We start from the raw sequence: 11,175 nt of genomic DNA on the forward strand, positions 1-11,175 counted from the left end.
TGAGCGGGGCGGCCGGCAGGGGCCGGGCCGGGGCCCGCGGGCGATCGGATCGACAGGCATGTGCATGCAGGGGGCGCCGCAGGGCTTGCGGCGGCCGGGAATGCAAAGGGAACGGGCAGACCATGCCGCCCGCGGGCGCAGCCGGGCCGCCGTGGTGGCACGGGCGGTACGGGGCGGGCGTCGCAGGGGGTGGCACATCGGGCTCCTGGCGTGGCAGGAGCCACATCCATTGCAATCAACGCAACTCATGGACGGGCTTGAGCGTTGATCGTGCGGTGCCCGGGAAAGGCCGGCCACGCACGGGCAAGGATGGGTAAATCCCTCTCAGCCGACACGCGGCACAAGCAGAGCTGTCTGGGGCGCGATTCTAGACCAACGGTTGCGCGGCGATACAGATGGCAACCGGCGGTTGCAGCATCAGGCCCGGCGGGCGCCCAGCCGCAGCGCGCCCCAGGTGCCCAGCGCGATGCCGGCCACGGCCGGCAGCGTGGCCCAGGCCAGGGTGGTGATGCCGGTCAGCCCCTGGCCGATGGAGCAGCCCGCGGCCAGCAGGCCGCCAAAGCCCATGAGCCAGCCGCCGGCGGCGCTGCGCGCCAGTTGCGCGGGGCTGTCAAAGCCCTGCCAGCGCGCGCTGCGGGTGGCCAGCGCCGTCAGGCCGGCACCGGCCAGCACGCCCAGCACCATGGCCGGGGCGGCGCTGAACTCGCGCCCGACCGCCACCTGCAGGTAGAGCAGGCCCTCGGCGATCGGCGAGATGAAGCTCAGCGAGGTCAGCCTGGCGGGCTCGAACGGGTCGACCTGCACCGACGCGCTGATCCACCACCCCACCGCCACCAGCAGGCCGATGGCCAGCGCCGACAGCCATTGGCGCGGGCTGTGGCGCAGCGCCGGGCGGTACAGCGCATAGGCCGCCAGCAGCAGCGCCGGCAGCACGGCGGTCAGGCCGTAGACGGCCGCCGCCGACCAGCCGCCGGCCTGCAGCTGCTGGGGCAGGGTGGCGTGCTCCAGCGCGCTCGGGGCCAGGCCCTGGAACCACTGGCGCAGCGGCACCAGCACGCCGGTGGAACTGGCCTGGGCGCCCAGCGCCAGGAACACCACGGTGACCAGCGAGCGCAGATTGCCCCCGGCCAGCAGCACCAGCGAACGGGCGCCGCAGGCATTTGCCAGCACCATGCCCAGGCCGAAGACGGCGCCGCCGATCAGCACCCCGGCGGCAGAGAAGCCGGGGCGCACGATCTGGGCCTGGCCCAGATCGACCCAGCCCGCCAGCTGCAGGCCCTGTGACGCCAGCAAGGCCACCGCCACGGCCAGGGCAAAGGCCTGCAGGGCCGGTGCGCTGCCTTGCGGCGCGCCGGCATCCAGCCCCATGCCCTGGCGCACGCCGCGCAGCAGGCAGAACTGCCCCAGTCGCGCCGCCACGCCAAACGCGGCGCCCCACAGAAAGCTGGCCCACACAAGCGTCATGGTTCAACGGTCCCAGATGTCGGTGCTGATGGCCTTGTACCAGGCGGCGCCGTAGTCCGCCTCGGCCTTGCGAAAGCCCGCATCGGCGTTCGCCGGGCTGACGCCGCCGGAGCCGGGCACCTCGATCAGCTTGCCGGCCTCGCTGCGGTACACGCCCGCCACCGAGATGCCGTAGTCCGTGCCGATCAGGCTGTAGCAGGTGTTGGCGAAGGCTGCCTGGGGCAGGGGCTGGCCGGTCAGCTCGGCGGCGATCGCGGCCGCGGCCACCTTGCCCTGGGTGTTGGCCGCAAAGCCGGACTTGGGCATGGGCGCGGCCTGGGTGGCGTCGCCCAGCACGTACACGTTCTTGACCAGGCTGGACTCGAAGGTCTGGGGCCGGACCGGCACCCAGCCGCTGGCGTCGGTGACACCGGCGCGGTCGGCGATGAAGCCGGCCTTCTGCGGCGGAATGACGTTCAGCACGCTGGCCTTGTGGCGGGCGCCGAAGGCGGTTTCCACCTCCAGGCGCTGGGCGTCCACGCGCACCACCTGGCCGTCGTCGGACTGCTTGACCCATTCGATCATGTCGCCGTACAGCGCCTTCCAGCCCTGGATGAACAGGCCCTGCTTGGAGAAGGCGTCCTTGTTGTCCAGCAGCAGGATCTTGCTCTTGGGCTTGTGTTGCTTGAAGTACTGGGCCACCATGGCCGCGCGCTCGTAGGGGCCGGGCGGGCAGCGGAAGGGGTTGGCGGGAATCACCATCACGAAGGTGCCGCCGTCGTCCATGGCCTCCATCTGCTGGCGCAGCAGCTGGGTCTGCGGGCCGGCCTTCCAGGCATGGGGCGCGCGCTGCGCCGCCGCCTCGTCATAGCCTTCGAGCGCGCCCCAGCGCATGTCCACGCCGGGGGACAGCACCAGCTTGTCGTAGCGCAGCGTCTGGCCGCTGGACAGCTTGACGGTGCGGGCGGCGGCATCCACATCGTCGGCGCGGGCGTGGACCACCTCGATGCCCGCCTTGCGCAGGCCGTCATAGCCGTGGCCGATGCTCTCGAACGAGCGCAGGCCGGCCAGGTAGAGGTTGGAGAACGGGCAGGTGTAGAAGCGCTCGGCGGGCTCGACCAGCGTCACGCGCACCTGGGGCGCGCGCTCCTTCAGGTAGCGGGCGGCGGTGGCGCCGCCGAAGCCGCCACCGACCACGACCACATGGGCCGAGGCCGCCTGGGCCTGGACGATGGACGGCAGGGACCAGGATGCAGCGCCCGCCAGGGCGCTGCCCAAAACCGTACGGCGATTGAAAGACATTACTTGGCCTCCTTGTTGAACCACGCGGCCAGGGCCTGCAGTTGTGCGTCGTCATAGCCCTTCATCAGGCGGGTCATGACGGTGGCGTCGGTGGCCGTGCCCGCCTTGAAGGCCTGCATGCGCAGCAGCAGGTGGCGTTCGCCCACGCCGCGCAGCGACGGGATGCCGCCGGTGGACTGCCCGTTGGGGCCGTGGCAGTTGGCGCAGGTGCCGGCGATCACCGAAATGTCCTGCACGCTGGGGCCGGCGGTCGGCGGCGTGGGAGAGGCCGCGACGGCGGCGAAGGGCGCGGTCAGCGCCAGTGCCAGCAGCGCTGGCCGCATGGGAAGTGACAGAGGCATGCAGTCTCCTGAGGGGCTAGAGCGAGTCTCCGCGCTGCATTCGTGGGGCGGGCGGGGAACGGCTATGTGTGTCAACGACGACCGCCGGGGCCCTGCACGCAGGAACGACGGTCAAGAGCGGCGGATTCTAGGAAGCACTTTGCAACAACCGGTTAGAAGGTTCTGCTTCCTGCCTATATGCTGCCCACCGGCGGCCCCAAGGCGCCGCGGTACGGGGTGCAGGGCGGTACGGGATATTCGAAAAAGTGAGCTGCTCACGATTGCTGCATAAGCGTTATGGGCTGTTTTTATTCAAATTTCTCGGCTATGTCGGGAGGGTAGGTGCATCGCCGGGCGCGATGTCTGGTATCTCAAATGCAGATGTCGGTCTGGCAGGCCCAGCCGCGGCCGGGCACAAAAAAGCCCCTGCGTCCGGCGGGCGCAGGGGCTGGGGCCGTGCGGGCGTCAGCCGATGCGCATGCCGGGCGTGGCGCCGGGGAAGGGCTCCAGCACGTAGATGCCGGGCTGCGCCTTCTCGTCGGCGTGGCTGGCGGCCAGCACCATGCCTTCGCTGATGCCGAACTTCATCTTGCGCGGCGCCAGGTTGGCCACCAGCACCGTGAGCTTGCCCTGCAGCTGCTCGGGCTGGTACATGCTGGCGATGCCGCTGAACACGTTGCGCATGCGGCCCTCGCCGGCGTCCAGCGTCAGCTGCAGCAGCTTGGTCGAGCCTTCGACGGGCTTGCACTCCACGATCTTGGCGATGCGCAGGTCGATCTTGGCGAAGTCGTCGATGGTGATGGTGGGCGCGATCTCCTCGCCGCCGGGCAGAACCTTCTCGGCCAGCTCCACCGGCGCGGCCGGGGGCTCGAACAGCGCGTCGAGCTGCTTTTCGTCCACGCGCTGCATCAGGTGCTTGTACTGGCCGATCTGGTGGCCGGCGCCCAGTGGGCGGGCCACGTCGGCGAATCGCTCGGGCGGCACGATGAGGAAGGCCGCCACCTCGCCGGCCAGCCGGGGCAGGATGGGCTGGAGGTAGATCGTCAGGATGCGGAAGGCCTCGATGCAGGTGCTGCACACGTCCTGCAGGCGCGCCTCCATGCCCTCCTGCTTGGCCAGTTCCCAGGGCTTGTGGGCGTCCACGTACTCGTTCACGCGGTCGCACAGCAGCATGATCTCGCGCGCGGCGCGGGCCGTGTCGCGCGCCTCGTAGGCGTGGACGATGGCGTCTTTTTGCTCGCGCAGATGGGCCAGCAGGGCCTGGCCGTCCTCGCTCACGGTGCCCAGCCGGCCCTCGAAGCGCTTGAAGATGAAGCCCGCGGCGCGCGAGGCGATGTTCACGTACTTGCCGATCAGGTCGGCATTCACGCGGGCCATGAAGTCTTCTGGGTTGAAGTCGATGTCTTCGTTGCGGCCGTTGAGCTTGGCGCCCAGGTAGTAGCGCAGCCACTCGGGGTTCATGCCCAGGCTCAGGTACTTGAGCGGGTCCAGGCCGGTGCCGCGGCTCTTGCTCATCTTTTCGCCGTTGTTCACGGTCATGAAGCCGTGCACGCAGATTTTGGTGGGCGTCTTGCGGCCGCTGAACTTCAGCATGGCCGGCCAGAACAGCGTGTGGAAGGTGATGATGTCCTTGCCGATGAAGTGGTACTGCTCCAGGGCAGGGTCGGCCATGTAGGCGTCGTAGCTCTCGCCGCGGCGGTTCAGCAGTTCCTTCAGCGACGCCAGGTAGCCCACGGGCGCGTCCAGCCACACGTAGAAGTACTTGCCCGGCGCGTCGGGAATCTCGATACCGAAGTAGGGCGCGTCGCGGCTGATGTCCCAGTCGTCCAGGCCTTCGCTGGTTGTGCCGTCGGGATTGGTGCGCACGCCGAACCATTCCTTGATCTTGGCGGCCACCTCGGGCTGCACATGCTGGCCGTTCTGCGTCCACTCGGTCAGGAACGCCACGGCGCGCGGGTCCGACAGCTTGAAGAAGAAATGCTCGGACGACTTCAGCACGGGCTTGGCGCCCGACAGGGCCGAGTAGGGGTTGATCAGCTCGGTGGGCGCGTAGACGGCGCTGCAGACCTCGCAGTTGTCGCCGTACTGGTCCTTGGCGTGGCAGCGCGGGCATTCGCCCTTGATGAAGCGGTCGGGCAGGAACATGCTCTTCTCGGGGTCGAAGAACTGCTCGATGGTGCGCGTCTCGATGAAGCCGGCGGCCTTCAGGTCGAGGTAGATCTGCTTGGACAGCTCGTGGTTCTCGGGGCTGTCGGTGTTGCTCCAGTTGTCGAAGGCGATGTGGAAGCCGTCGAGATACTGCTTGCGGCCGGCGGCGATGTCGGCCACGAACTGCTGGGGCGTCTTGCCGGCCTTTTCGGCGGCAATCATGATGGGCGCGCCGTGGGCGTCGTCCGCGCCCACGAAGTTGACCGCGTTGCCCTGCATGCGCTGCGCACGCACCCAGGTGTCGGCCTGGATGTATTCCATGATGTGGCCGATGTGGAAGTTGCCGTTGGCGTACGGCAGGGCGGTGGTGACAAAAATCTTGCGTGCGGTCATCGGGAGCGGCTCTCCAATCGCCTCGGGGTGCTGGGCGGAACCCGCAATTTTAGGCCGTGTCAGCGTCTGGGCGTGCGCACGGGGTTGCCGCTGTCGTGCCAGTCGAAGAAGTCGCAGATCTCGCTGCGCCGCGCCAGGGCGTCGCTGCGGCCCAGGTCCATGAGTTCGCGCGTGTAGGCGCGCTCGAACAGCAGGTAGCTGGCCAGCGCGCCGTTGCCGGCGTCCGGCTGGTCGGCCCGCACGCCCAGCGCGCCCAGCAGGGTGCGGATGGACGCGGGCAGGTCGCACACATGGCGCGCGGCCATCTCGTCCAGGCTGCGCGAGGGGGCGAACACCAGCAGCTCCAGCGGGCACAGCGGGCTGCGCTTGCGCGCCTCGGGCGGTACCAGGGCCAGGGTCTGGTTGATGCGCTCGGCGCGCTCGATGTCCACCGACAGCGCGTCCAGGAAGATGTTGGACAGCGCATGGCCGGCGATCTGCGCCAGCGGCGGATAGGGCTGCGCCGTGCCGGCGGCGCAGGGGCGCGGGGGCTCGTAGGTGCGGCTCGTGCCCACCACCAGCAGGCGCCGCGCGCCGAGGTGGATGGCGGGCGCCAGCGGCGCGGTTTGGCGCATGGAGCCGTCGCCGAAATATTCCAGGTGCCCATCGATGAGCAGCGATGCGGCCGGGAACACGAAGGGAATGGCCGACGAGGCCAGCAGGTGGGTGTGGGTGATGGGCCCGCGCGCGGACTTGCGCAGCGACCGCACCCAGGGCTCCTGGGCGTCGCCGGCGTCGAAGAAGGCGACGTGCTGGCCCGTGCTGTAACTGGACGCGGTGACGGCCAGCGCGCGCAGGTGGCCGGCGCGGATCAGCCGCGGCACGCGCGCCAGCGGCACGAACTCCTTGAGCAGCTGCATCAGTGGCGCGTTGTTCAGCAGCGAGTTGGGGCGCATGCGGCTCCAGCGGGTGAACGCCCAGCCCAGCGACAGCAGCGTAAGCCAGCGCGCGCCGCTGCGCATCACGCGCAGCGCGTCGGCGTGGTAGACATGGTGGGCGTGAAAGTTGGCCCACACGCGGGCGATGCGGCGCACCGTGCGGTCGAACTGGTCCGCCCCGCAGGCCAGGGCCGCGGCGTTGATGGCGCCGGCCGACGTGCCGCTGAGCACGGCGAACGGCGCCGGCCCGTGCCGCTGGCCGCAGGCGGTGCGCAGGTCGGCGATGGCCTCCAGCACGCCCACCTGGTAGGCCGCCCGCGCGCCGCCGCCCGTGAGCACCAGGCCGGTGCTGGGGTCATGGAGTGCGCAGGGGGCGGTCATGGCGGTTGCGGTGATTGCGGTGTGCCGGCCGGGCGCCTGGCGTCAGGCCTGGCGCGCCTCGGCCTTGAGCAGCAGGGTGGCCAGGGTGTCGCCCTCCAGCAGCACCAGGCCATTGTCGCGCGCGAAGCTGCGCGCGGTGTCGCTCACCGCGCCCGCCAGCGCCACATAGACGCCGGTGCGCGCGCCCTGGCGCTGCACCTCGGCCTGCAGTTCGCGCAGGGGCTCCACGCCATGGTTGGCGGCTTTCCAGCGGCGCGCGGCCACCAGGATGAACTGCCCGTCCTTGTCGATGCGCAGGTCGGCGTGCGGGCCGTTCATGCGCTGCACCTGGTGGCCTTCGGCGCGCCAGGCGCTCTCCAGGGCCTGGGCGAAGTCGCGCCAGGGCATGGCGGCGGCGGCGTCCAGCACGCCCTGCACGCGCGCGGCGCTGGGGGCGCGCCACTGGCGCCAGGCGGCGATGCAGCCCACGACGGCGAGCGGCACGGCGCCCATGGCGGCGAAGGGGGCGATGTCGGCCGGCAGCAGCGCGCCGCAGACCAGCACGATGGCGGCAGCGATGGCGAAGCTGACCCACCAGGGCGAGCGCAGCAGGATTGCGAACCCCGAGTTCGGGGCCATCTTGAGTTTCACGGCAACATCCTTGGAAGCAATGGGAGCACTTGGCCCCGAGCCTACCCGACCGCGGGGCGGGCCCGGGCTGCAGCGGGGTACGCTGCGAGCATGTTTGCTATTAATTTAATAGCTATTTGCGCTTTCTGTATCTGCGTCAGAGGCGTATTTGGTTCAAAACCGGTGCCTCAGCCCAGCGCCAGCACGGCCTGGGCCACGCGGGCAATGCCGGCCTGCGACAGGTCGGGCGCGGCCACGCGCTGGCGGGTGTCCCAGCGGGCGAAGTTGCGCGCCTGCGAGCGGCCGTAGTGCGGGTCGTAGTGCAGCCGCATGAGTTCGGCGAACAGCGGCGCCAGGTCGCGCGCCTGCGCCCAGGCCTGCCAGCGCTGCACCGTCTCCTTGCCATGCAGCTCGGTGAGCGCGCCCAGGCGCTTGGCCAGCGTGCCGGGGTCGTCGCCCAGGTAGGCGTAGTCGCGCAGCAGGTAGGCCAGGCGCTCGTCGGGCGTGGCCTCGATCTCGATGCAGGCGGCGGCGCGCAGGCGCTCCACCAGCGGCACGGGCACCGACAGGCGGCCGATGCGCGCGCTCTCGCCCTCCACGTAGACGGGGCGGGACAGGTCCATCGCCTCCAGCGCGGTGGCGATCTGCGTCTCGAAGTTCTTCTGCGACGGCTGGGGCACGCCGGGCAGGGCGCCCAGCAGCGAGCCCTTGTGGCGCGCGCAGTGCTCCAGGTCCAGCACCTGCGCGCCGTCGTCGGCGAGCTGCTGCAGCACGCGCGTCTTGGCGCTGCCCGTGGCGCCCACCAGCACGCGCAGGTCCAGCTGCGGCACCAGCGCCTCGGTCGTGGCCATCACGTGGCGGCGAAAGGCCTTGTAGCCGCCCGCGAGCTGCTGCGCGTCCCAGCCCACCAGGCGCAGCCACTGCACCATGGAGCCGCTGCGCATGCCGCCGCGCCAGCAATAGACCATCGGCCGCCAGTCCTGGGGCTTGTCGGCCAGCTGTTCGCGCAGGTGGCGCGCCAGGTTGGCGGCGACCATGGCGCCGCCCACGCGCCGCGCCTCGAACGCGCCTTGCTGCACGTAGATGGTGCCGACGATGGCGCGCTCCTCGTTGTCGAGCACGGGGCAGTTGATGGCGCCGGGGATATGGTCCTCGGCGAATTCGGCGGGCGAGCGCGCATCGATGATGGCGTCGAACGCGTGGCGGTCGGTGGGGCGGGTGGGGCGGTGGTGGGACACTGAGATGGCGGTGAAGAACGGGCCGGAGCGTGCGAATCTGGGATGATGCGCGCAGCGCACCCGCAGCCCGTGGGTAACCGCCATTGTCCGTCACCGCGTCTTTTCCCTGCTCGCCATGAATGCTTCTGCCTCCCCCGCCGTCCCGTCCACCCCGCGCCTCACCTCGCTCTCGCACGGCGGCGGCTGCGGCTGCAAGATCGCGCCCGGCGTGCTGTCGCAGATCCTGCAGCAAAGCGGCGCGGGCGCCGTCATCCCGCCCGAGCTGATGGTGGGCATCGAGACGGCGGACGACGCCGCCGTGTACCGGCTCAACGACAGCCAGGCGCTGGTGGCGACCACCGACTTCTTCATGCCCATCGTGGACGACCCGTACGAGTTCGGCCGCATCGCCGCCACCAACGCGCTCAGCGACGTGTACGCCATGGGCGGCAAGCCCATCATGGCGCTGGCGCTGGTGGCCATGCCGGTGAACCAGCTGCCGCTGGAGGTGATCGGCGCCATCGCGCGCGGCGGGCAGGACGTGTGCCGCGCGGCGGGCATCCCGATCGCGGGTGGCCACACCATCGACTCGGTCGAGCCCATCTACGGCCTCGTCGCCATGGGCCTGGTGCACCCCGACCGCGTGCGCCGCAACGCGGGCGCGCGCCCCGGCGACGTGCTGGTGCTGGGCAAGCCGCTGGGCGTGGGCGTGTACTCGGCCGCGCTCAAGAAGGAGCAGCTGGGCGACGCGCACTACCGCGAAATGATCGCCACCACCACGCGCCTGAACACGCCCGGCCCGCTGCTGGCCGAGCTGCCCGCCGTGCACGCCATCACCGACGTGACCGGCTTCGGCCTGGCCGGCCATGCGCTGGAGATGGCGCGCGGCGCGGGCGTCACGGTGCAGATCGACTGGGCCCGCGTGCCGCTGCTGCCGGGCGTGGCCGAGCTGGCGGCCGCCGGCTTCGTCACCGGCGCCAGCGGCCGCAACTGGGCGGGCTACGGCGAGGGCGTTGTGCTGGCCGATGGCCTGCCCGCCACCGCACAGGCACTGGTGACCGACCCGCAGACCTCGGGCGGCCTGCTGGTGGCCTGCGCGCCCGACGGCGTGCAGGACGTGCTGGCCGTGTTCCAGCGCGAGGGCTTTGCGCAGGCGGCGGTCATCGGCGGCGTGCAGGCAGGCCCGGCGCGGCTGGAAGTGCGGGGGTGAGGATGCTCCTGTAATGAGAGCTGCATGCGCCTGATGGATGGGCGCTGCAGGCTGATTTGGCTTGTAATCTCCCCACGCGGCGAATGTTGCATAGACTAGCCGCTTCCCACCAGTGAAAGTGAACACAACAGCCATGGCACTCACAGAACAGGGCCTGCTGGCGGCGCTCGCCAGCGTCCAGGACCCGCACACGGGCAAGGATTTCGTCGCCGCGCGTGCGGTGCGCAATGTGCAGATCAGCGGCAGCGACGTCGCCTTCGACGTGGAGCTGGGCTACCCGGCCCAGAGCCTCGTGCCCGAGCTGCGCCGCCAGTTCATCGCCGCGGCCAAGGCGGCGCCCGGCGTGGAGAACGTCTCGGTCAACATCACCACCAAGATCGTCGCGCACGCGGTGCAGCGCGGCGTGCAGCTGATGCCGGGCGTGAAGAACATCATCGCCGTGGCCTCGGGCAAGGGCGGCGTGGGCAAGAGCACCACGGCCGTGAACCTGGCGCTGGCCCTGGCGGCCGAGGGCGCGCAGGTGGGCCTGCTGGACGCCGACATCTACGGCCCCAGCCAGCCCATGATGACGGGCACGTCGGGCGACATCGAGAGCCTGGACGGCAAGCTGATGGAGCCCAAGCGCGCCATGGGCCTGCAGATCAACTCCATCGGCTTCCTGGTCAAGGACGAGCAGGCCATGATCTGGCGCGGCCCCATGGCCAGCCAGGCGCTGGAGCAGCTCATCACCCAGACGCGCTGGGACAACCTGGACTACCTGGTGGTGGACATGCCGCCGGGCACGGGCGACATCCAGCTCACCATGTCGCAGAAGGTGCCGCTCACGGGGGCGGTGATCGTGACCACGCCGCAGGACATCGCGCTGCTCGACGCCAAGAAGGGCATCACCATGTTCCAGAAGGTGAACGTGCCCATCCTCGGCCTGGTGGAGAACATGGCCATGCACGTGTGCAGCCAGTGCGGCCATGTGGAGCACATCTTCGGCCACGAGGGCGGCAAGCGGATGGCCGAGGGCTACGGCATGGACTACCTCGGCGCGCTGCCGCTGGCCCTGTCCATCCGGGAGCAGGCCGACAGCGGCCGCCCCACGGTGGTGGCCGACCCCGACGGCGACGTGGCCCGCATCTACAAGTCGATCGCCCGCGCGGTGGCCGTGAAGATCGCGCAGCAGTCCAAGGACTTCTCGGCCAAGTTCCCCACCATCACGGTGAGCAAGAGCACCTGAGCGTGCGGCG

At 70.4% G+C, this 11,175-nt stretch carries 9 protein-coding genes; 2 read left to right on the forward strand and 7 right to left on the reverse strand.

The window, feature by feature from the left end:
* Positions 1-417: 417 nt before the first annotated feature.
* The 7 genes from BP68_RS14120 to mnmH form a co-directional block, all read right to left on the reverse strand.
* A complete protein-coding gene (locus BP68_RS14120) occupies positions 418-1,464 on the reverse strand; it encodes a YeeE/YedE family protein (protein ID WP_496372837.1) in 1,047 nt (348 codons plus the stop codon).
* Between the two features lie 3 nt (positions 1,465-1,467).
* Positions 1,468-2,745: an FCSD flavin-binding domain-containing protein gene (locus tag BP68_RS14125; RefSeq protein WP_496372838.1), complete on the reverse strand. Its 1,278-nt coding sequence runs from the start codon at positions 2,743-2,745 to the stop codon at positions 1,468-1,470.
* Positions 2,745-3,086: a c-type cytochrome gene (locus tag BP68_RS14130; protein ID WP_496372840.1), complete on the reverse strand. Its 342-nt coding sequence runs from the start codon at positions 3,084-3,086 to the stop codon at positions 2,745-2,747. Before BP68_RS14130 ends, BP68_RS14125 begins: the two co-directional genes overlap by 1 nt.
* Before the next feature lie 444 nt (positions 3,087-3,530).
* On the reverse strand, positions 3,531-5,606 hold the full coding sequence (gene metG, locus BP68_RS14135; protein ID WP_496372842.1) for a methionine--tRNA ligase: 2,076 nt from the start codon (positions 5,604-5,606) through the stop codon (positions 3,531-3,533).
* A 59-nt stretch (positions 5,607-5,665) separates the two neighbouring features.
* Positions 5,666-6,904, reverse strand: coding sequence for a patatin-like phospholipase family protein (locus tag BP68_RS14140; RefSeq protein WP_496372844.1), 1,239 nt, complete (start codon positions 6,902-6,904; stop codon positions 5,666-5,668).
* Positions 6,905-6,946: 42 nt separating this feature from the next.
* The gene (locus BP68_RS14145; protein ID WP_496373012.1) at positions 6,947-7,522 is read right to left on the reverse strand and encodes a restriction endonuclease; all 576 of its coding nucleotides are present in this window, start codon (positions 7,520-7,522) and stop codon (positions 6,947-6,949) included.
* 179 nt (positions 7,523-7,701) lie between these two features.
* Complete coding sequence (mnmH, locus tag BP68_RS14150) at positions 7,702-8,751, reverse strand: tRNA 2-selenouridine(34) synthase MnmH (protein WP_496372846.1); 1,050 nt, start codon at positions 8,749-8,751, stop codon at positions 7,702-7,704.
* A gap of 115 nt (positions 8,752-8,866) precedes the next feature.
* Between mnmH and selD the strand changes: the two genes are divergently transcribed.
* A complete protein-coding gene (gene selD, locus BP68_RS14155) occupies positions 8,867-9,940 on the forward strand; it encodes a selenide, water dikinase SelD (RefSeq protein ID WP_496372848.1) in 1,074 nt (357 codons plus the stop codon).
* A gap of 133 nt (positions 9,941-10,073) precedes the next feature.
* On the forward strand, positions 10,074-11,165 hold the full coding sequence (apbC, locus tag BP68_RS14160) for an iron-sulfur cluster carrier protein ApbC (protein ID WP_496372850.1): 1,092 nt from the start codon (positions 10,074-10,076) through the stop codon (positions 11,163-11,165).
* The last annotated feature ends 10 nt before the right edge of the window (positions 11,166-11,175 follow it).

It is taken from the genome of Diaphorobacter oryzae DSM 22780 (assembly GCF_059568935.1).

Coding starts and splice junctions, on each gene's coding strand:
- BP68_RS14120 (WP_496372837.1), bottom strand. CDS start 1,464: ATGACGCTTGTGTGGGCCAGCTTTCTGTGGGGCGCCGCGTTTGGCGTG.
- BP68_RS14125 (WP_496372838.1), bottom strand. CDS start 2,745: ATGTCTTTCAATCGCCGTACGGTTTTGGGCAGCGCCCTGGCGGGCGCT.
- BP68_RS14130 (WP_496372840.1), bottom strand. CDS start 3,086: ATGCCTCTGTCACTTCCCATGCGGCCAGCGCTGCTGGCACTGGCGCTG.
- metG (WP_496372842.1), bottom strand. CDS start 5,606: ATGACCGCACGCAAGATTTTTGTCACCACCGCCCTGCCGTACGCCAAC.
- BP68_RS14140 (WP_496372844.1), bottom strand. CDS start 6,904: ATGACCGCCCCCTGCGCACTCCATGACCCCAGCACCGGCCTGGTGCTC.
- BP68_RS14145 (WP_496373012.1), bottom strand. CDS start 7,522: ATGGCCCCGAACTCGGGGTTCGCAATCCTGCTGCGCTCGCCCTGGTGG.
- selD (WP_496372848.1), top strand. CDS start 8,867: ATGAATGCTTCTGCCTCCCCCGCCGTCCCGTCCACCCCGCGCCTCACC.
- apbC (WP_496372850.1), top strand. CDS start 10,074: ATGGCACTCACAGAACAGGGCCTGCTGGCGGCGCTCGCCAGCGTCCAG.